The sequence below is a fragment of the Bradyrhizobium sp. BR2003 genome, assembly GCF_009720285.1.
In the GTDB taxonomy this organism is placed as follows: domain Bacteria; phylum Pseudomonadota; class Alphaproteobacteria; order Rhizobiales; family Xanthobacteraceae; genus Bradyrhizobium; species Bradyrhizobium elkanii.
This window is the reverse complement of record NZ_SMYJ01000017.1, coordinates 161917-181545: the sequence shown is the minus strand read 5'-3', so window position 1 is coordinate 181545 and position 19629 is coordinate 161917. Positions and strand designations below refer to the sequence as shown.

Here is a 19629-nt window from a genome sequence, read left to right as displayed (position 1 = left end):
GCCTGGCGCTCGTCATGGCAAGCCGAGAGATGATACTTTCCAGCACCGTCAACATTCGAGTTTCGAAAGTCGTTGAAGATAAGCGATGCCATGGCCTGTGAGTTCCTCGGGATCGTCCTCGCAGACCTTCCGCCCTCGCAGATGACGTTCGAGCAAGCTGCGGCGACGATCCGATTCATCGATGTCACGCTGCGTTGCGCAATAAATCGTCCACGCCGCATCTGTCGCTATTTCTGAGCGCTATTTCCTGGCACAGCGTATCTCCGAGCAACATCCGTCCAACGTTTCGTTGCGTGGAAGGTTGCCACTTTATCCCGGAGCGCGTTGGGTCTGTCGCTTCAATGCTCGGAATTTGGGCGCCAGAGTCTCGGCTTAGAATCGCGGCTCGATCATCACTCCAGACGGCGGACGTGGCCAGCAGCGGGGCTCAATCTAACCTATGTCAATGTAAGTTGTAGGAGCGGGCGGCAGCACCGGCGTGGGCCGTGCATCTGGGCGGCCGGCGAGAAATGATCGCGCGTCAGTCAGGAGAGCAGAGGTAGGCATGCTGACACCGGATGATTCCGCCGGACGGGCAGCTCGGTGGGCTGATGGTGAGAGAAAATCCCGTGGCGGCCGTTATCCGGCCGGACCATTTTGAGCAAGGTGTCGGTGGTCATCCGGCTGTCCTGGACGTCCGTGACGTTGTTTTTCAGCCGGTCGAGGAGAAGCCGACGAGTGCCGGAGCATAGCAGAAGGCGTTGAAGAAACTGTACGGCGCGAGGTTGACGTTTGCCCTTTGCGTGACACGAGGAACCCAGTCGACGGGTCGCGACGCCACGATGGCGTCGAAGGGCCGTGCTTCAGCCCGTGTCCCTTCGCCGGCTCTTAGAAGGGTACCCTCCGACTTACCGATGTCCCCTCAAATGGTTACCAAGTAAATAACGTGAGATGGTTGCAGGTCCAGGATCTGAGTCTACTCGCGCTCTAGACCGCGAGCGGTAGCGCTTGTCTCGACGCTCTCCGGCTTCGAAGATCTGCTCGCTGAGGCAAAGCGGACGAGGGCAGGGCGACGCCAAGCTTTTTATGACCCTTGGCGGACCGCACGCGAATGCCCCTCATGCGAAGCCGTCAAAGTCTTCAGGCACAGCATGACCATCTTCCTGGTCGAGCGTCACGAACTCGATCTCGTGAATAGACACACCAGGCCGGTCATGTTCTCGCCACCAGCCGTTCGCGATGGACGTCCGAAAGACGCCGCGCGCGGCCGCAATCGTTGGCGCAACGTCATTCGAACCTGCGACATCGAGCCCATAGCCGAAATCCTCCTCGATCAGTTCGACCGGAAACTGCAGCGAGAAGTCGCCGGCCAGCATGCTGCCCGACAGATTGTTCGCGGCCGCACTCCAGCTCGAAGCGGTTCTGGGCAAAGCTTGTAGAGGATGATCGCTGCGGGCCGCTGTCTGATTCGGGTAAAATCGGCAATCGGTCTACCGCTGCGGCCACATTGCCTCGATTGCCGATTGATACGGACCGGGAAAATTAGGAACCTTCGACCTAAGTTGTTGTTGGCAATGGCTACTTTGAAGTCCATTGGAGGAGACTGGAAATGAAGAAGCTCATTGTATGCGGTGCCCTCGCAGCGTTCGCATTTGCTGCGCAGTCCGCTAGCGCAGCTGAGTTCTATATCGTGCGCGACGCCAGCACCAAGAAGTGCACCGTGGTCGACAGCAAGCCAACAACCACAACCACGACCGTGGTGGGCGATGGCGTTTACAAGACGAAGACGGAAGCCGAGTCCGCAGTGAAGACCACGAAGGTCTGCACCGAGCAGTAAACCCTTCTCGCCCATAGTGGAGACTTAGAAATGCCCGTAATCTTGTTGTGGGGGATCCCCACGCTTATTGTTGTTGGCGGTGCTGGATACTGGTTAGTTCACATGCACTGATGCTATTCGATTAGAAGCGGCTTGTCCTGAATGGACGGGCCGCTTCGGCGCGCGAGGGTGTTGCCGCAGCTCGGGCGGTTGTGACAGCGCGTCAGCTAAGAGTTAGTCTCTATGGCTTTGGGCTTGGTGAAGGTGTGGGCGAAAGTGGCTGAGGCGCCGGCGCGGGTTGATCCAGAGAGGTGATTGGTTGATCCGTGCCATTATGCGGAATGCAGGTCCCGGCATTCGCCAGTTTCCGGACGGCTTCCTCTCGAGCTCGGCGGTGGTGGCGGCCACGGCGCCTGTCGAATTCGTCGTTATCCATCATTGAGCGTTGACTCAAGGCGCTGTATGCGTTCGCATAGGTTTGTTGCAGCTGCTCCTCGGCGATCAAGCAATCGGAGAGCTTCTCGAACACAAGATCGGTCTGAACCGGCGCAACGCCACCAACCAATACGACTAGAATCCATTTCATGTCTTCGCGATCCCACGGTCGGGCCTCCCCCGCAAACGCTCGGAGCAAGCGTATCTTTAAGCAATGTGGCTCCAACGGAAGTCATGCCTGCTCAAAAAGGAATGGGCACCATATTGAAAATGAGAAAGGCCGCCGACGTGGGCGGCCTTGAATGCCTAATAGCAGCTAGTCGCAACGGCGGATCCTGCGCACTGATCCGTCGTCACGTTCGATCGTGACGGTGCGGCAACCGCGATAGCCGCGATCGTATCCGTAAGCACGATAAGCCGGCCGATCGTAGTCGCGGTAATACCCTCGCTGCGGTCCCACCGCCACTCCACCAAACGGGGTCTCAACTGCAACTTGAGCCGATGCAGGTGTGGTGGTGATTGGCGGGACGACAGCAAACCCCGTAACCGCCAACACGCCTGTTAGCAAAAACGTTCTCATGGTGCTCCTCCTGGTCATTGAACCGCCGTGTAACATCAAAGGTCGAGCAAAGTTCCCGTGGTCCGATCACCTGCGATGGTGGTGGTGATGTCCCCATCCATAATGATGCCCTCGGTGCCACCCGCGGTGGTGACCGTGGCCCCAGCCGTAGTGATAGCCTCGGCCGCCATGATGACCCCAACCATGTCCGTGTCCGTGCCCATGTCCGCCTTTGACTTGAATGACGGCACTGTCGTCGCCGGTCAGCGAATTTGGTGTTGCAACGGGTGGTGCAGCTGCTGACATGACCGGTGCCAGCAAAAGAACGCAGGCGGAAAACCCGCTAATCAAAATTCTCTTCAACACAGAACTCCCTCCCTTGATTGCAGCCGTCAATGATCTTCCGTTCAGCTACTACAACGACGGCTGAACGGTGCGTTCAGGCGGCGTTCAGCGAAGGCAGGACAAGGGGAGACATTGCCCTCCGGTTCGGTCGATAGCTCATTCATAAGTCCTCCCGCACACCATGAAAGAACGGGAGGCGCACCTTGCCCTCGGCGGATTTGGCCCGATACTCGATCTCAGCCAGCAGCTTCGGCTCGACCCAGATTCCGTTATGCTTGATGCGCTTTGAATAGGGCTGGGTCTTTCGGATCGGTGGCGTCAAGCGTTTGCGAAGGTCGGCGGCCGAGGCCTTGTCAAAGCCATGATCTACTTTGCCGGCATAGATCAACGCGCCACCCTGGCGCCGGCCGACGAAGATGCCGTCCCAGTCGTTGCCATCGAGCGCGAAGCCGGCGATTGCCAGCGTCTCGCGCTGGGCGCAGGTCTTCTTGACCCAGTCGCGGCTGCGGGTGCCGGTCGGGTAGGCGCTATCCGCTACCTTCGACACCACGCCCTCTTAGCCGAGCTTGCAGGTATGGGCGAACTTCTCGGGCCCGTCGACCTCAAAGCTCTCGCTGAACTGGATGTCCATGCCAGCGACGAGTTTCTTCAGCACGGCCTTGCGTTCGGTCAGCGGCAGCTTCCGCAGATCGCGGCCGTTGAGATAGAGCAGATCGAAGGCCACCAGCACGATCTTGGTCGAGTGCCGCGTAGCTCGTTCTGTAGCACCGAGAAGTCGCGCCGTCGACCGCCGGCACCACAATCTCGCCGTCGATAATCGCCGATGCGGCCGAGATGTGCCAGGCGTCCTCGGCGACTTTCTTGAACCGCTTGGTTCAGTCGTGACCACGGCGGGTGCAGATCTTCACCCTCGTCGTTGGCGAGGTGGACCTGGACGCGGTAGCCGTCGAATTTGATTTCGTGGATCCAGCGTGTGCCACGCGGCGCCTTGTCGATCGGCGACGCCAGCGGCGGTGCGATAAAGCCGGGAAGGAGCGCCTTCGTCCCGACCGCCGCCAACTTCTTCCGCTGAAACGCCACAACGCAACTCCACAAACGACGAGCTGATTCAAGCGGGCATGGTCGCGATCGTTCGGCCGGAGGTGCGCAATTGGAACTGGCGATCTTGCCTTGCGTTTCGAAGCTGACCGGCAGGCCGACGCGGAAGTCCGCCTGACCTGTAAATAGGAGAGCCGCATGGATATGAAAGAAGCCTCGGCGATGACAGAAGCTTCGGGCCTAACCGAGGAGCAGGACGGCACCGATCGGACTTCCGAAGCGCCTCGTCGACAGCCGTACCTCTCGCAGGACGTTTCGCTGCGCTTGGGCGAGCGGTTGCGTGAGGTTACCGTGAAAGCGCCCTTGCAGTCGCTCTTCGTTGCCTTCCTGATCGGCATCTGGGTTGCGCGCCGGAGCTAACAGAATGCGCGAACGGGCCCGCCCCGTGGCCAGCCAGCTCATAACGTTCAGAGCCCATAGGTCTCAGCCGCTGCATCGCTGACCAATTGACGCGGTCCAGGACGTTCGCGAGATGGTCAAGAATGTCGCGGCTCAATGGCATCGTTCCGGCCGGCGGGCGCGCGTATCACACGTCCCGAATGAACGGCCCCGGCGTTCTTTGGAGCCGGGGCTATAATTTCAGGTCAGGGTATCACTACATCGATCTCTTATGACGCTTGTGGCGCTTATGAGGACTGCTCTTCATGCCCGCTCCGCTCCTCATCCCACCCTTTTCGGCAGTGTCATTGGCCGTTGCGCCGGGATTTGCCGACGACGGGCTGCTCGAAGCGCCCTGACCGCTCTTTTGGGAGGGCGAGTTGCCTCCACCACCACCACCTTGAGCGGACGCGGCTGCAATTGATCCAAAGATAAACGCAGTCGCCAGAACCACTTTCGTAATTCTCATAGGTATCCCTCCGAATGTGCCCCATCCGGCAAACCGGTAGGGTTCGAGTCGTTCCTAAAAGGGCCAGTGAAGGGAGCGCAGCACGGCATGGCTAACAGCCGCACGCGCCGCCGGGTACTTTGGAGCCACCGCTAGCGCTGCGTCCCTCTTATCACTCTGGAACGGTCCGGACGCTGATGAATTTTCCGGTCATGAGCGCGGACAATTTTCTGGAGAGGGCAGAACACTACCCGCGGGCCAAAGAGACCGCCGACGACACGTTCACCCGCCATCTTCTAGAGCGGATGGAGCGCAGCTATCGGGTCTTGGCTGCCAGCGAATCAGCCTTGGCGGCTTCGCAAGAAGTGGAAGAGGAATTGAGCAATCGACACGACGGACAGGACACTTCAGCCGCAGTTAGTCAGAGACCAAAGCCGCGAAAGGATTGTTAGATGCAACTCGCAACGCTACCGGCCACCGCCTTCAAGTCGCCGGCCATTAGCCTCTCTGGCATTGTTGACTATAATATGTACACCGCCTTTCGAACGCAGTTCGACAACGCGGCCGATAAAGACCTTGTCGTGATCGAACTGTCGACCTTGGGCGGCGACCCCGAGGTCGCCCGAATGATGGGGGAGGACGTGCGGTTCGCGAGTGAGACGGAGCCGCAACGTCGCTTCGTATTCCTCGGTAAGGCTGTGATTTATTCGGCCGGCGTTACGTTCATGAGCTTCTTCGCGCGGCCGAACAGATACCTCGCCCGCGGCACGCGACTGATGATCCATGAACGCAAGCTTTCGAAGAGCCTGGTCATCGATGGCCCTTTAACAACATGCATTGCGGTTGTGAGAGCGACGCTCAACGAAATCGAGTGCTCGATCGCCATACAGAATGAGGGCTTTCAAAATCTAATCCTGGGCTCGAACGTGACAATCGATGAGGTCATGCAGAAGGCGCCGTCAAACTGGTATTTGGAGGCGCAGGAGGCGAAGACGTTGGGTCTGATCGAGACGGTTCTGTAACGGGTCTGATAGACACGGTTCTGTAACGCCCCGACACGATGCGACAACGTGGTAGCAGCGAGGCCCCGAGTAGGGGCTTCGCCCGTCGTTGCTCCGCGGACGCTGCAATGGAATCCTGTCGCTCACAAATCGAATCGGACCGAATACCGCTGCTTCAGCCTCAATTCGGTGGTCTTTACCGACATGAGGACCTGCGCTTGACCAGCGCCATCACGCATGACTGGCTGCCCTGCCCGTCACATCCCCGCAGGCGACGACAGCCATTCCGTCATGCTCGCGCCAGCCTCAGCCTGGTGTGCCCGTTTCAGCAGCGCTTCCTTCTCGATACCCGGGGCGAGCGTTTCGGCCTGATCGCGCAGCTCTTTGGCTCGCTCGATAAGACGCTCTTCAAGCGAGTTGGTTTGTTTGACGCGACGGCGTACTTGACCCATGTATTGCCCTCTAGGTTCCTGCGCGGACGGGAATGTAAGTTCGGTGTAAGCCGGAGGTTCCTCAATCTTTGGACCGAAACCCATTCAAGGTGCGCTCGACCTCATCGGCCAACGGCCGGTGACGTTCGGCCAGTTTGGCGAACAGCTCTTCTTTGTGGGGTTGGTCGCCAGCCTGCTAATTAGCTCGCGCTCTTCCGCTTCGACGCGTAGCTTCTCCAGGTCCGCTCTCACGTCCTGCATTGATGCCTACCCGCCCCTCGATCGTGGGCGTGCGGAGCCAATCTTAGCGTGCGCCCCGAAAGACCGGAACTCCGTTCACCCACGGAGAACCCCGGTGATCCACTATGGAATGAGAACGAATGGGGGGCGATCAGAATCTATATGCCTAGAGGAAAGATCATGCCACTCGGTGGTCCTAGTGCGACACCGGCCAAGCTACAGTGTCCGTTCGCTTATTCCGAACTAGCACACTCCCAAAATCGACTTAAGGCGCTGAGGGGGCAGTACGCGTGCGGCCTTCTTTCATTCGGCGGCGGGCGAACGGCTCAGCTGGGCCGCTTCCATGATCCGGACGGCACCGGCCTGGCCCGGGTAGGGGCATCGAGGCCTCGCCTTGCGGCGGTGGCGCCCCGGCCTTGGAAGAGCTGGGCAGATGCTATCCCAAGCTTCTTCCGGCGGCCCGTCAAGAACTCGAAAGGATTACGCGAGGAGGTCCTTGCCTGGCTGGAGCACCCTCACGAACGTCCCGCTCTCGTGGTACTCGAGCCAGCCCTGGTCCCTGGCGTACTGCAAGCCAGCCCAGTATTCGGCCGGCGTAGCCTTGTCCCGATAGAGCATCGGATAGTTGATCTTCTCGATGTAAATCCGACCGTCCTGGATCGGCTCGAACGCTCGCGCGTGCTCCATGATCCGGCGGGCGGCTTTCTCGGGGTCGGAGTAGGGGCGGCCGCCGGCGTATCTCATTCTCGCTTGGCCTTAGTTGATGGAAGCACCGAAGCGATTCTCCATTCGATGTAGTCGTAGAGCCCGGCCCAGTGGTGAACAAGCTTTCCGCATTGCCGGCAAGCAAAGGACCCGGACGTGTTGGTGTGGGTCGCACTCCGCTCCTGGACCGCTGAATAGAGGATGCCGCAGTCGGTACAGCTAAAATGAATGGTGACGAGAGGTGCCATAATGGCTGCAAAACTATCGAACTCACTTAGGGTTCCTCAAATCGGCCGAAGCGTCCCTTTGCCCGTTGCTCTTCATCTAGAGTGAGCATGAAGCGCTGGAGTGCGGCAGCTGCCTGTTAGAGAGCCGAAACAAAAAGTCAGACCGCACTCGGGTTTATTCGGTATGCGATTCTTATAGAAACGTTCTAAGCTTGCCTCTTAGGGCACTGAGGTGAGGGATATGTCCTGTGACCCGATGGCCGCTACGGTGAACTGGCTTGATGCTTACCGCGCTGGCGACCTTGAAGAAATCCTTGGCATGTTTGCCGACAACGCAGTGATCCATTGTGATTGCGGAGGCCAAAAGACCCTGACTGGTAAGAACGCGCTCCGAGCTTATTGGTTGGACCGGCTAAAGCGCTATCCGGCCTTCGGGCTGAATGACCTGAAGCCAAAGCACGGTGATGTGGCGATATCGTACATTACCACCAGCGGCATTGTTGGTGCCGTCCTGACGTTCGACGCAACTGGGCGGATCAAGTCTGTTAGCTGCGGTCCTGCAGTCCGAGATTGACCACGAGATCTTTGTCGGGGTCAGTCGACAATCCGTACGCGACGGCGCAGGCTACGCGCTTGCGCAACTCCAACACCATCGCCGGTAGGGGCGCTGGTGTTTCATGAAAGCGCTTCGTTCGCTGACATGGTCAATGCTTTAGATGGCTCATCTCTAACGTGAATGCTGCTTTGAAGATAAAGCCGCGTTCCGTGCGGACTTCAATTACAACGTCCGTGCGTTCATCGTCTGGTTCAACGTCTTGACTATCTCGCCCAAGGTGCGGGCGGCCTCGATTTCTGCCGCTCGCGGGTCGTCAAACTCCATGCCCCTCTTCATCGGGATACAGGCCCGTCATCCGTGATGTCGAAAAAGTAGCGCGTCATTCGGACCTCCATTTGCGGAGACGGATGCTAGCCAGCCGGGGCACGGAAAGCTTTGTTCCTGGCCCGATTAAGAGGGGTAGCTATTAGGATCTAAAGGGCTCTGTCCGTAATCCGCTTGAACAGAAAGGGACCGGCTCAGAGGGCAGCAGCACGCGTCTGTCTTCCGGATGCTCGTCAATAGTCTTCTTTGCTACAGCTATTGCTTGCCGCGTACTTTGATAGGTCATCGTTCTGATGATTTGACTGCCCGCTAGAGGCGCGATCTCAACCAAGAACCCGCCGCCGGGTTGCTCGACGACCACCAGCCGGTTCGCTGAATATTCGAGATTGTCTCTCACGTCCGTGGTCCCGTTCCGTGTCAAACAAACAATTGCTAGGGGCGTAGGGTTCCTGCCGAGTGGGCATGCTTCGTTGCGGCGGCGCCGCAATTCGTCACCGCTCTCCCGGCCACCAGGTCCACGGCGGGTTCATGGTCGAGATCTTCGTAGTCCGCAGCGCCACCAGGTGGCTGCGCTTGAACGGATGACCGGCGCGTCGGGAACATTCCTTGCGCCGCATGTACCGGTCCAGCTCGTCGATCGGCGTCCACTGGGGTCGGCGGACGATATCCAAGGCGACCGTCTGATGGGTTTCGCAGCCGAGGCACTTCACCTCGAGATAGCGATAGCCGGCGTTGAGGGCATCGCCGAGTGCAGGGACGGTTGGGGCCAGCATGCGGGCATTCCAAGCCTGGCAGGCGAGCGTGTCGGCACCCGGCGTGCCTCTGTTCAGCCAGATGCCAGACGGTGTCGCCGGACATGTATTCCCGAGATTTCGATCGTATCTCTCCGGCGAAGGCCGCCTTGTGTAGTTTGCGAGGCGGCCTGAGGATTTGGCCTTAAGTCTAGCTTTAAGGTCACATCAGGAATGCAGGTCAATGTGTTGGGCGCCGAACGTCGGCGGCGATGGAGTTACGACGAGAAGGTCCGCCTTGTCGAAAAGACCTTGCAGCCCGGCGAGACGGTTTGCGGGGTGGCACGCCGGCACGGGGTGGCTCATAGCCTGCTGTTCACCTGGCGTCGACAAGCGCGCCAGGGGCGACTGGGCGGAGATCCTGCGCCTGCTCTTGTTCCCGTCGAGATCACGCCTGTAGCGGCTCCGATATCGAGCGGCGCACCACAACTGGCGTCTTCACCGCCTGCGCAGCGTGCAAGGGCTGGAATCATTGAGATTGAGCTCGGGGGCGGCTGTCGTGTTCGCGTTGACCGTGACGTGGACGTTGAGGCGCTGCAGCAAATTCTTGAGCTCTTGCGACGACGATGATCCCGATTCCGAGCGGCGTCAGGGCCTGGATCGCCACTGGCCACACCGATATGCGTCGCGGCATGCGAAGCCTGGCTCTAACAATTCACGAGAGCCTGAAGCGCGATTCTCATGCTGGCGATCTCTACATCTTCCGGGGTCAGAGCGGCGATCTGGTCAAGATTCTTTGGCATGATGGCATGTGGCTCTATGCCAAGCGCCTGGACCGAGGCAAGTTCTTGGGCGCGGTATCGATCTCTGCGGCGCAGATGGCGTACATGATGGATTGGAGCGAGAGTGCGGGTCTTTCAATCGGTTTAGAAGGCAGCGAGTGCACGACATGTGCACGGGAGTTCAAGAGAAATCTTCGCAAGCCAATGTGAGGATGGCTTCCAAATCGGGGTTGCCGCTCGATCGGAAGCCGCAATCCTCCTAGCGCCCGCGTCTGAGGTCCTCGGCCGCGCGTCGGAGGATCTCGTGAAGCCAGTCGTGCGATGGTTCACCCTCGACACGTTCATGCCACAACAGGCGGACTTCGACCGCCGTAGTGGTGTAGGGCAGCTCGTAGGTCGCAATTGCATGATGTTGCGCGAGCGCCGCTGCTAGTGGACGCGGGACGATGGCCGCCAATTCGGAATCCTGGAGCAGCGCGGGCAGGGCAAGAAAATGCGGCAATGAAACCGCGATCCGCGGCGGTCGGTCGCTTTCGGAGAGCGCCCGCTCAAGCGCCGCGCGGTCATACATCTCAGAGCGCCGGGCAAGACCTCTCTCCGAAATGAAGCCGTCGATCGCGCCCTCCTGCTCACCACCGAAGGAGACGACGACGAGCGACAGGCGCGCAAGTGTTGCTTTGTCCAAACGGCCGAGTTTACGTTTTCCGCCGACAATCAGCACGTCGTCATACTCGAATAACAGCGACGTGCGGAAGCGGCTCGGCGGAGCCGAGAAGACCCCGATAGCGACGTCGATGCGAGCGAGATCGATCTGCTCGGCAAGGTCGATCCGGGTCACCGGCTTGATAGCGAGGTCGACGAATGGAGCTTCCCGGCTGAGTAGTTTCAGGAGGGGAGACGCTAGGACCATCGTCGTGAAGTCGTTTGCGGCGAGCGTGAACTGCTTGGTTGACGTCGCCGGAACGAAATTCGGCAGCTCGACCGCCGCCTCGAGGCTTCGCAGCGCTTCGCGAACTTGGGGTGCCATCGTCAGCGCGCGGGCCGTGGGCTGCATGCCGGTGGCCGTGCGCACGAACAGATCGTCCTCCAGCATCTCGCGAAGCCGGGCAAGCGAATGACTGACGGCGGACTGGCTCAGCGCAACCTTCTGGCTGGCGCGCAGCACGCTGCGTTCCTCCATCACGGCGTCGAACACCTTGAGCAGGTTCAAGTCTAATGCCTTGAAGGAAACGGGCACGGCGAGGATCCTGTCGTCAGCCAGCCGCGTGCGCACATGCCGCGGTGGAATCCAGTTAAAGCCAGCCGCACGCTGGAAGCAACCGTGGAGCCAGCGTAGACATGCTGCCGCCCGTGCAACCAATCTGAAGGATGTTCAGGACATATCTGCAAAGGTTTCACTTCCGTCGCTGTTCGATCCCGTCATTATCCCCTTGCCTCTCTGGAGGAGGGGCGTAATGGGATCCAGCGAGATGTCGGGTGTCAGGCGCAAGATGGTCGTTGCGATGGTGGCGGCGCTGGTTGGGATATCATCGGCGGATGCGCAGGATGCTCCTCTCAAGCTCGGCGTCCTGACCGACATGTCCTCCCTTTACGCCGACAACGGCGGCCAGGGCTCGGTCGTCGCGGCGCAGATGGCTGTTGACGATTTTGGGGGCAAGGTGCTCGGGCGATCTATTGAGATTGTCGCCAGCGACCACCAGAACAAGGCGGACGTCGGTGCGGCGATCGCACGGCGCTGGTTCGATAACGAGGGCGTCGAGGCGATTCTTGACGTGCCGAATTCCGCTGTTGCGCTTGCGGTCCAAGGCATTGCGCGTGACAAGAAGAAGCTGTTTCTTGCCACAGGCGCTGCAACATCGCGCCTGACGGGAGACGAGTGCTCGCTCACAGGAATTCACTGGACCTACGATACCTATGCCCTGTCTCAGGGCACAGCCAAGGCGATCTCACGTCTTGGCGCAAAGAGCTGGTTCTTTCTCTCGGCAGACTATTCGCTCGGCGCGCAGCTCGAGGCCGACAGCCGCAAGGTTATCGAGGCGACCGGCGGCAAGTTCATCGGCGCAGTCAAGCATCCGGTCAACACGCCTGATTTCTCTTCCTTCCTGCTGCAGGCGCAGTCTTCAAAAGCGGACGTGATCGCACTTGCCGATGCCGGGGGAGATTTCATCAACGCGGTCAAGCAGGCCGGGGAATTTGGAATCACGCGTCAACAAAAGCTTGCCGGTCTGATCGTCTTTATTGCCGACATCCATAGTCTTGGATTGCAGACTGCCAAGGGCTTGATGCTCAGTTCGGCATTCTATTGGGATCTCAACGATGGGACGCGGGCCTGGTCGAAGCGTTTCATCGAGAGGACGCAGAAGGTCCCGACAATGATTCATGCCGGCACCTATGGAGCGGTGATGCACTATCTGAAGGCGGTTGAAGCGGCAGGCACGCTGGATGGAGCGGCGGTGGCCGCCAGGATGCGCGAAATGCCGGTGAACGATTTCATGACGAAAGACGGCCGCATTCGGGAGGACGGACGGCTGGTCCGCGACATGTATCTTTTCCGCGTCAAGTCACCAGCAGAGTCGAAATATCGGTTCGACTACTACGAGTTACTCGCGACCATTCCCGGGGAGGAAGCGTTCAGGCCGATGGAGGAAGGAGGATGTCCGCTCCTGACGAAGCCGTGACTGGCGAAAGCGTAGTGCCGCTTGCCCATAGGGGCATCGACGAGATCATGATGGGCCGAACCGCATGCCGCGAATTCTGCGGCGATCCGGTCCCGCGGCGGACCTTAGAGCAGATTCTCGGCGCAGCGCGGTTCGCACCAAGTGGCGCGAACATCCAGCCCTGGCAGGTCTATGTGCTCGCGGGCGCGGTCAAGGACAGGGTGTCGGCGGCTCTTCTGGAGGCGCACCAGACGTCGCGCGACGAGCACGTGTCAGAATACAAATATTACGCCGGCGACCTGCCTGAGCCGTACCTCAGGCGCCGACAGCAGTTCGGTCAATTGTTCTATGGCGCGCTCGGGATCGCGCAGACTGACTCCGAGGGTCGGGCAAAGCAGACCGCGAAAAACTATACGTTCTTTGGCGCGCCGGTCGGACTGATCGTAACCATCGACCGCCGTCTGGAAGTCGGAAGTTGGCTCGACCTCGGAATGTTCGTGCAGAACGTGATCCTAGCAGCGGCAGGGCGCGGCCTTCAGTCCTGTCCGCAGGAAACTTTCGCAAAATACCACCGGATCCTGCGCCCGCTGCTGTCGATCCCGGCGGAGCAAATGGTGGTCTGCGGCGTTTCGATCGGCCGTGCCAAGGTTGTGGGGGCGGAAAGATTGATGCCGCGAGCGGACGTGAACGAGTTCGCTACGTTTGCGGGCTTTGAAAGGTGAGATCCAATCGAGAAGGAGGACAGGACCATGGGAAGCCGGGAAGAGCTAATTCAACGCAGTATTCCGTTCTTGCGGGAGGTCAAGGATATGACGCCGGGCGCCGAGATGGAGCGCTGGCTCAACGAGAAATACGGCGAGCAAAGCGCGCTCTACCAGGATCTGAGCCGCCTCGTTAAAATCGGGGTCGAGGAGGGCTGGGCGGCGAACCAGGAAGTCGACGGTCCGAACTACCGGCGCAGCCGTATCCTGGAGCCAACCCCCGAGACGTTCCAGTTCAGCATCACCGCCGTGTACATGAATAGCGCCGATCCGCGTCGCTTCAAGGACGAGGATGATAGCGACGTTCTACGCGGCCAGTATCACGGCCACCCCTATGGCGAGCTCAATCTCGTGGCGCCGCTGAACAAGGGCGCACAGTTGAAGGGACTGCAGGGCTGGCAAGGACCCGGCTGGACGGCGCCCGACCCTGGCAGCCGGCACTATCCGGAGGTGAGGGGTGGCGCTGTCATCGCTTTGTTCTATCTGCCAGCCGGACGCATCTCGTACGATTTCAAGGCTCCGGCCTGACGGCCGAGCCATCGTGCGCGGCCACCTGTACGACCAGGGTGACCGAACACGCTCGTCTAAATCGGCCAAGCGAATGTCCATGAACTCGAGCGGCGTCGGATGCTGGTCCCAGTGATCAACATAGCTGCGGGTTCTAGCCAGCCGGCCGCCAGAAGCGGCCGGCGTTATCGGTCAGAGCCCCCATCGACCGCCGTTGTCAGGAAACGACGTACGCCTGTCCTGATCCAAAGGATGCCGTTTCTTGTCCCAAGCAGGATTGATTGCAAAATATGGGGCAGAGCTATTCGTCAATTCCATTGGGGAAGGCTCCGCCCATTGCACTCTTCAGGACGAGCATGGGCGATAGTCACGGCGAGCGGAAGGGAGCGAGTGAGATGACCCCCGGCAGCGTCAATCCTCAGGCTAGTCACGAGCAAACTCGTTCAACAATGATGGCCTGGCGTGTCCACGAGTTTGGGCCACCTGAGGTCATGAAATTCGAGCGCGTCCCGCGGCCGGAACCCGGCCCTGGCGAGGTCCTGGTCAAGGTTGAAGCCGCAGCGGTCGGGCCGTGGGACGGATGGATCAGGGCCGGAAAGAGCGCTCTGCCGCAACCGCTCCCTCTCACGTTGGGCTCTGACCTTTCGGGGGAAGTCGTTGATGCGGGCCCCGGCGTTTCCGAGCTGCGCGTGGGAGATCAGGTTTATGGCGTTACGAATCCGAGGTTTGTCGGGGCTTACGCCGAATACGCGTTGGCTTCTGCCGGAATGGTCTCTAACAAGCCCGCTTCGCTGACCCACGTTGAAGCCGCTTCTGTTCCCGTCATTGCCGTCACCGCGTGGCAGGCTCTGTTTGATCAGGCCCAGCTCAAGGAAGGCCAAAAGGTGCTCATCCATGGAGCGGCAGGGAACGTCGGGTCCTATGCGGTTCAATTGGCCCGGCGCGCAGGTCTGAAGACCATCGCGACTGCCGCGGCTCACGACATTCCATTGGTGCGCGACCTCGGCGCAGATGCCGTGATCGACTATCGCGCTCAACGGTTTGAGGAGCACGTTCACGAGGCGGACGCGGTCATCGATCTGGTCGGCGGCGAAACACAAAGCCGTTCATTCGAGGTGATCCGTCGCGGCGGCAAACTGATCTCCGCGGTTTCTCATCCGGATCAGGATCTTGCAAAGCGCCACGGTGTCGAAGCCAGCTTTTTTCTGGTCAACGTAACGAGCCGATATCTGATGCAGATCGCCCGCCTTGTCGAAGATGGAAAGTTGCGAACCAAGGTAGGAGCTGTCTTGCCCCTCGCAGATGCGCTTGAAGCTCATTTAATGCTTGAGCGCGTGCGGCCCCAGCCGAAAGGAAAAATCGTCCTTGCGCTTACTTCCACTTGATCACAGGCGTTGGGCTCGCGAGCCATTGTGTGCCGTCTGCCCTCGGCCGCTCCTGAAAGGAAAAATGAAATGACCACGCGTAATATCGCCCGTCCTCCCCTCATTCCCGATTCCGTGCTCGCGAAAGAGGCGACAGACGTTCTACGTGAGAATTCAACCGATCTGCTGTTCAATCACTCGATCCGCGTCTACCTGTTCGCGGCTGAGCAGGGGCATCAAAGAAAGCTCAGCTTTGACCCCGAGCTCCTTTACGTCGCCGCAGCATTTCACGATCTCGGCCTGATCAAAAAGTTCTCGAGCCCGGACGAGCGCTTCGAAGTTGATGGGGCAAATGCCGCCCGTCAGTTCCTCAGCACCCACAATATCCCTGAAGATCAGGTACAGACCGTCTGGGAGGCAATCGCGCTGCACACGACGCCCGGCATCCCAAAGTATATGCGACCGGAAGTCGCGCTCCTCAATTCAGGTGTTCTTCTCGATGTGATCGGGGTGGGATTCGATCAGTTTCCCGCGGATGTCCTGCAAGAAATCATCGCCAAGTACCCGCGAACGAACTTCAAGAACGGCTTCATTCAGGAGTATTTCGCGGGGTTTGCGCATAAGCCGGCGACCACGTACGGCACGGTTAACGCCGCCGTCTGCGAGCGTTTCATTCCGGGGTTCAAGAGCCCGAACGCGTGCGATCTGATTGCTGCATCTCCCTTGCCGGATTCTCCATAACGACGTTCAACATCATAAACAGGAAAGTGTGATGCTCCTAGAACTCATATCCGCGTACGGGCGAATTGCCAGCAGCGAGGGACTGGCGTTTCTTCGCTGGCTAACTCTGAGCGCGTTTTCTGTCGACACAAAGTGTTACAACATGACCGGGCTGCTGGCCAGAAGTGCGGTGCGAGCAGCGGCTGCTCCGCTGCTGGCATCAGCGATCGCTCTGGCAACCTCTCCCGCGATCGCTCACGACGGGGAGCAGGTGAAGGTTGTCTTCGAGCACGCAGTGCCTAATCTCGAAGGAAAGAGATTGGTTTCGGTCCTTGTGAGTTATCCGCCCGGAGCAAAATCGCCGGCTCATCACCACGCGGCGTCCGCATTCATCTACGCTTACGTACTGTCGGGAGCGATCCGCAGCCAGGTCGATAATGACCCGCCGAAGGTCTACCATCAAGGGGACGCGTTTTACGAGATGCCGGGCTCACATCACACGATCAGTGAGAACGCGAGCAAGACGGAGCCCTCCAGTTTACTCGCGATTTTCGTCGTCGATGCCAAGGACGATGCCTTGACGACACCAGACAAGGCGTCAGGATCGCCATAAAGCGCCTCAAGCGGGCGTCCCGGATCGCGCCAGCCCCTTTGCAGTATCCGGACGACTTGCACAAATGAGGACGCCAGACTGGAGAGGCAGTAAGGAGTGCCTGTACAAGCTGTTGCGATCGTAGTCTACGAGGGGGTCCATCCGCGGGAGGCCAACTTCAAGGAGAACATCATCGATCACTTCGCCAACGGCATCATCAAGAAGCCTCTTACAACGTTCGGAAACGTCAAGGCCGACGTACTGTCCCTGAAGGAGATGAACTATGTGCGCGGAAACTTCTGCTCGATCATCCTTAGCTCGGCATGGCCGAACTGAAGGTCGTTGCTGGAGTGCAGCAAGGGCGCAAATCGCAGCTCTTGGCTCGGCGGCGACAGAATCGGCAACCGCCGCCGGGCCGACCGCTGCCCAACCCAGCTTCGCGCGCACGGGACATTCAGGGACGCGGGTCTCAATCCCAAGACGGCGGCGGCCGCAGACGGCAGTCAGCAAGTGAGCGTCCCGGCCTTCATCGCCCCGATCGATGAAGGCGGAACGCCAATCGTTTCGCCGAGCGGCCGCTAAATTGGTATCCTGCATCGGCGATTCACCTTCTCGAGGTGTCATGTCTCAAGCCGACTGGTTAAGTCATCTCCTGCATATCATAACCGTTACCGGCCAACTCGAGGTCCGCTGCGCGTATGGCGCACCCTGGCGTATTATGTGGCCCAGGGCAGCAGCGAACGAGATCCCCTACCACGTCATCGTCAAAGGCCATGCCATCCTCGAGGACCCTGATTCGAGAACGGTGCGGGAGCTGGGAAGCGGCGATATCGTGCTGCTCCCGCACGGTTCAGCGCATGTGCTGCACGACGGCAGCGGCGAAACGCCAATCAGCACGCACGAAAGCACGCGCTCTGCAGGATGGGTGTTGAGCGAGAACGATGGCGGGAGTGAGCAACTGGATCTGCTGTGTGGACGGTTTTTCGTTGTGCCACCCCATGATCGGCTGGTCCGCAACTACCTGCCGGCAAATCTGGTGGTGCGCGCCAGCGGAAGCCAAGGAGAAGATGACAGCTCGTCCGCATCTCGTCAGCTTTCTGGACTGGTCGGCCTGATGCGAATGGAATCCGCAGGTGACAGAGCCGGAGCGTGCGCCATTCTCAACGCGCTCTCCGCGGTCCTGTTCACTCTGGTTCTGCGCGCCGTGAGTGAAGCCGGGAAATCAACTGAAGGCTTGCTGGCGCTTGCCGGCCATCCAAGATTGGCACCTGCCATTGCTGCGATGTTCGCTGATCCGGCGCGACCCTGGAAGCTTCCCGATCTGGCCGATTTATGTGGCATGTCACGCGCGACATTCATGCGCCATTTTCAGGACAAGCTGGGTCGCTCCGCCCTCGACCTGTTGACCGATCTTCGCATGAGCATGGCCGCCAACGAACTCAAGAACCCAAGGATCAGCACAGAAGCTGTGGCCGAGACGGTCGGGTATCAATCCGTTGCGGCCTTCCGGCGTGTATTTACGGACAAGATGGGGATGACACCGGCGGACTGGCGCCGGCTGGTGCAGAGCGGCGAACAGTCGCGGAACGCTTTCTAACGGCACGATGATCCTTTTGAGCATCAGTTTGAGCAAATCGAGGCTCGAAATAATCAACTGCATCAGTAGGTTCGCTCCGTAATCACTTGATGAGGAGTCACCCAATGCACAACACCGCCGCAACCGCTGCCAATCGCGAAACCTCCCGGTGGCTCGCGGGACCGCTGCCGACAAACGCCGTCATCGAAACCATTCTGAGCCGCAGCGCTGCGAAGTACTATGACTCGACTGTCACCCTGAGCGATGAGCAGATCCGTGATCTGGTGCGGATCGGTACTTCTGCGCCGACATCTTTCCATCTGCAGAACTGGCGCTTTATCGCGGTGCGCTCAACCGAAGCGAAGGCGCGGCTGCTTCCGATTGCCTGGAATCAGCCCGCAATCAGCGAAGCAGCCGTTACCTTCATCATCATCGGCCAATTGGCGGATGCAAGCACGGTCCCTGAGCGCCTGGCGCCCGTCGTAGAAGCCGGAATCATGCCGGCTCATATGGTGCCGGAGTGGGAGGGGCCAGCTCGCGGCCTGTATGACAATCACCCGCAGCGCCAGCGCGACGAGGCCGTGCGCTCCGCCACCTTCGGCGCTGCAGCTATCGTCTATGCAGCCCGCTCGCTCGGACTGGGATCGACACCGATGATCGGTTTCGATGCAGAGGCCGTGCACAGAGAGTTCAGCCTGGCCGAACACGAAGTCCCGGTCATGCTGCTGACGGTCGGGCCAGAGCGGCCTGGCAATTGGCCGCAAAAGCCGCGCCTGCCCGTGGCCGATGTGCTGCGCTTCGCCTAACCAACCTGAAGCCAATCATTCAAGGAGAAATATCATGGCCAGAGCTGCCGCTCTGAAGCCGGAACAGGTGCCGGCCGCTTCGAAACCGACGCTGGACATGTTTACCAAGAACATCGGGTTCACGCCAAACATGATGGCGACCTTAGCCCAAAGCCCGATCGCGTTTAACGCATGGGCCGCTCTGCTCGGCTCCTTGAGTAAGGCGCTCGACGTCAAGACCCGCGACAGCATCGGACTTGCCGCCTCAGAAGTGAACGGCTGCGACTATTGCCTGACGGTGCACAGCTTCACGGCGGAGCGCATGGCCAAGCTCCCGGCCGAGGAGATCATTCTCGCCCGAAAGGTGCATGCCCCCGATCCAAAGCGGGATGCAGCCGTTCAGTTTGCCCACAAGATCATCGAGAGCCGGGGCCATGTCACGGAGGCAGATCTGCAAGCCGTCCGCGACGCGGGCTACACGGATGCGAATATCATGGAGATCGTCGCGCTTGTGGCCATGTACTCGCTAACGAACTTCTTCAACAACGTGTTCCACCCCGACAAGGACTTCCCCGCGGTGGCACCGGCCGGCTCGATCTGAGCAGGATCGGG

General features: G+C 59.6%; 23 protein-coding genes and 3 pseudogenes. 17 read left to right on the top strand and 9 right to left on the bottom strand.

Going from position 1 to position 19629, the window contains the following annotated elements; translation table 11 throughout:
• Positions 1 to 1097: 1097 nt before the first annotated feature.
• Positions 1098 to 1355 carry a hypothetical protein gene (locus tag E2I15_RS12470; RefSeq protein WP_137479183.1) on the bottom strand — a complete coding sequence of 86 codons (258 nt, stop codon included), beginning with the start codon at positions 1353 to 1355 and terminating at the stop codon, positions 1098 to 1100.
• Between the two features lie 233 nt (positions 1356 to 1588).
• Here E2I15_RS12470 and E2I15_RS12465 point away from each other — a divergent pair, with 233 nt between their 5' ends.
• Positions 1589 to 1816, top strand: coding sequence for a hypothetical protein (locus tag E2I15_RS12465; RefSeq protein ID WP_137479182.1), 228 nt, complete (start codon positions 1589 to 1591; stop codon positions 1814 to 1816).
• A gap of 220 nt (positions 1817 to 2036) precedes the next feature.
• Here E2I15_RS12465 and E2I15_RS12460 read toward each other — a convergent pair whose 3' ends face one another.
• Both E2I15_RS12460 and E2I15_RS12455 read right to left on the bottom strand, forming a co-directional pair.
• Positions 2037 to 2381 carry a hypothetical protein gene (locus E2I15_RS12460; RefSeq protein ID WP_137479181.1) on the bottom strand — a complete coding sequence of 115 codons (345 nt, stop codon included), beginning with the start codon at positions 2379 to 2381 and terminating at the stop codon, positions 2037 to 2039.
• 464 nt (positions 2382 to 2845) lie between these two features.
• The gene (locus E2I15_RS12455; RefSeq protein ID WP_155262340.1) at positions 2846 to 2995 is read right to left on the bottom strand and encodes a hypothetical protein; all 150 of its coding nucleotides are present in this window, start codon (positions 2993 to 2995) and stop codon (positions 2846 to 2848) included.
• Positions 2996 to 3030: 35 nt separating this feature from the next.
• On the opposite strand from E2I15_RS12455, the gene E2I15_RS12450 reads away from it, so the two are divergent.
• Entirely contained in the window at positions 3031 to 3219 is a 189-nt protein-coding gene (locus tag E2I15_RS12450) for a hypothetical protein (RefSeq protein WP_155262339.1), read from the top strand.
• A gap of 75 nt (positions 3220 to 3294) precedes the next feature.
• On the opposite strand, the pseudogene ligD reads toward E2I15_RS12450, so the two are convergent.
• A pseudogene (ligD, locus tag E2I15_RS12445) lies at positions 3295 to 4214 on the bottom strand (non-homologous end-joining DNA ligase).
• Positions 4215 to 4370: 156 nt separating this feature from the next.
• On the opposite strand from ligD, the gene E2I15_RS12440 reads away from it, so the two are divergent.
• Positions 4371 to 4592, top strand: a complete 222-nt coding sequence (locus E2I15_RS12440) for a hypothetical protein (protein ID WP_137479179.1) — start codon at positions 4371 to 4373, stop codon at positions 4590 to 4592.
• 918 nt (positions 4593 to 5510) lie between these two features.
• Positions 5511 to 6080 (top strand): peptidase S14, encoded by a 570-nt coding sequence (locus E2I15_RS12435; RefSeq protein WP_137479178.1) that lies wholly within the window; start codon positions 5511 to 5513, stop codon positions 6078 to 6080.
• Positions 6081 to 6316: 236 nt separating this feature from the next.
• Here the strand turns inward: E2I15_RS12435 and E2I15_RS12430 are convergent, their stop codons facing one another.
• Both E2I15_RS12430 and E2I15_RS12425 read right to left on the bottom strand, forming a co-directional pair.
• The gene (locus E2I15_RS12430) at positions 6317 to 6511 is read right to left on the bottom strand and encodes a hypothetical protein (RefSeq protein WP_137479177.1); all 195 of its coding nucleotides are present in this window, start codon (positions 6509 to 6511) and stop codon (positions 6317 to 6319) included.
• A gap of 699 nt (positions 6512 to 7210) precedes the next feature.
• A complete protein-coding gene (locus tag E2I15_RS12425; RefSeq protein WP_137479176.1) occupies positions 7211 to 7474 on the bottom strand; it encodes a hypothetical protein in 264 nt (87 codons plus the stop codon).
• A 429-nt stretch (positions 7475 to 7903) separates the two neighbouring features.
• Here E2I15_RS12425 and E2I15_RS12420 point away from each other — a divergent pair, with 429 nt between their 5' ends.
• Positions 7904 to 8236 (top strand): nuclear transport factor 2 family protein, encoded by a 333-nt coding sequence (locus E2I15_RS12420; RefSeq protein WP_137479174.1) that lies wholly within the window; start codon positions 7904 to 7906, stop codon positions 8234 to 8236.
• Positions 8237 to 8440: 204 nt separating this feature from the next.
• Here the strand turns inward: E2I15_RS12420 and E2I15_RS39845 are convergent, their stop codons facing one another.
• Positions 8441 to 8542 carry a hypothetical protein gene (locus tag E2I15_RS39845; protein WP_422109842.1) on the bottom strand — a complete coding sequence of 34 codons (102 nt, stop codon included), beginning with the start codon at positions 8540 to 8542 and terminating at the stop codon, positions 8441 to 8443.
• 491 nt (positions 8543 to 9033) lie between these two features.
• A pseudogene (locus E2I15_RS12415) lies at positions 9034 to 9400 on the bottom strand (hypothetical protein).
• Positions 9401 to 9507: 107 nt separating this feature from the next.
• On the opposite strand from E2I15_RS12415, the gene tnpA reads away from it, so the two are divergent.
• On the top strand, positions 9508 to 9903 hold the full coding sequence (tnpA, locus tag E2I15_RS39840; RefSeq protein WP_137479173.1) for an IS66-like element accessory protein TnpA: 396 nt from the start codon (positions 9508 to 9510) through the stop codon (positions 9901 to 9903).
• A complete protein-coding gene (gene tnpB, locus E2I15_RS12405; protein ID WP_137479172.1) occupies positions 9900 to 10265 on the top strand; it encodes an IS66 family insertion sequence element accessory protein TnpB in 366 nt (121 codons plus the stop codon). Before tnpA ends, tnpB begins: the two co-directional genes overlap by 4 nt.
• A gap of 49 nt (positions 10266 to 10314) precedes the next feature.
• Here the strand turns inward: tnpB and E2I15_RS12400 are convergent, their stop codons facing one another.
• Positions 10315 to 11265, bottom strand: coding sequence for a LysR family transcriptional regulator (locus E2I15_RS12400; RefSeq protein ID WP_246668089.1), 951 nt, complete (start codon positions 11263 to 11265; stop codon positions 10315 to 10317).
• A gap of 292 nt (positions 11266 to 11557) precedes the next feature.
• On the opposite strand from E2I15_RS12400, the gene E2I15_RS12395 reads away from it, so the two are divergent.
• The 10 genes and pseudogenes from E2I15_RS12395 to E2I15_RS12350 all read left to right on the top strand — a co-directional run bounded on the left by E2I15_RS12395 (position 11558) and on the right by E2I15_RS12350 (position 19618).
• On the top strand, positions 11558 to 12733 hold the full coding sequence (locus tag E2I15_RS12395) for an ABC transporter substrate-binding protein (protein WP_246668115.1): 1176 nt from the start codon (positions 11558 to 11560) through the stop codon (positions 12731 to 12733).
• Positions 12709 to 13434, top strand: coding sequence for a nitroreductase (locus E2I15_RS12390; RefSeq protein WP_137479171.1), 726 nt, complete (start codon positions 12709 to 12711; stop codon positions 13432 to 13434). The genes E2I15_RS12395 and E2I15_RS12390 overlap by 25 nt, the downstream gene beginning before the upstream one ends.
• Before the next feature lie 27 nt (positions 13435 to 13461).
• On the top strand, positions 13462 to 14001 hold the full coding sequence (locus E2I15_RS12385) for a 4-hydroxylaminobenzoate lyase (RefSeq protein WP_137479170.1): 540 nt from the start codon (positions 13462 to 13464) through the stop codon (positions 13999 to 14001).
• Between the two features lie 428 nt (positions 14002 to 14429).
• Positions 14430 to 15365 carry an NADP-dependent oxidoreductase gene (locus E2I15_RS12380; RefSeq protein ID WP_170991545.1) on the top strand — a complete coding sequence of 312 codons (936 nt, stop codon included), beginning with the start codon at positions 14430 to 14432 and terminating at the stop codon, positions 15363 to 15365.
• Positions 15366 to 15434: 69 nt separating this feature from the next.
• Positions 15435 to 16085 carry an HD domain-containing protein gene (locus E2I15_RS12375; protein WP_137479168.1) on the top strand — a complete coding sequence of 217 codons (651 nt, stop codon included), beginning with the start codon at positions 15435 to 15437 and terminating at the stop codon, positions 16083 to 16085.
• A gap of 142 nt (positions 16086 to 16227) precedes the next feature.
• A complete protein-coding gene (locus E2I15_RS12370; protein WP_137479167.1) occupies positions 16228 to 16677 on the top strand; it encodes a cupin domain-containing protein in 450 nt (149 codons plus the stop codon).
• Positions 16678 to 16815: 138 nt separating this feature from the next.
• Positions 16816 to 16992 (top strand): annotated as a pseudogene (locus tag E2I15_RS12365) (phosphohydrolase); the annotation flags it as partial.
• Positions 16993 to 17278: 286 nt separating this feature from the next.
• Positions 17279 to 18253: an AraC family transcriptional regulator gene (locus E2I15_RS12360; protein WP_137479166.1), complete on the top strand. Its 975-nt coding sequence runs from the start codon at positions 17279 to 17281 to the stop codon at positions 18251 to 18253.
• Positions 18254 to 18357: 104 nt separating this feature from the next.
• The gene (locus E2I15_RS12355; protein WP_137479165.1) at positions 18358 to 19038 is read left to right on the top strand and encodes a nitroreductase family protein; all 681 of its coding nucleotides are present in this window, start codon (positions 18358 to 18360) and stop codon (positions 19036 to 19038) included.
• Positions 19039 to 19072: 34 nt separating this feature from the next.
• Complete coding sequence (locus E2I15_RS12350; protein ID WP_137479164.1) at positions 19073 to 19618, top strand: carboxymuconolactone decarboxylase family protein; 546 nt, start codon at positions 19073 to 19075, stop codon at positions 19616 to 19618.
• Positions 19619 to 19629 lie beyond the last annotated feature (11 nt).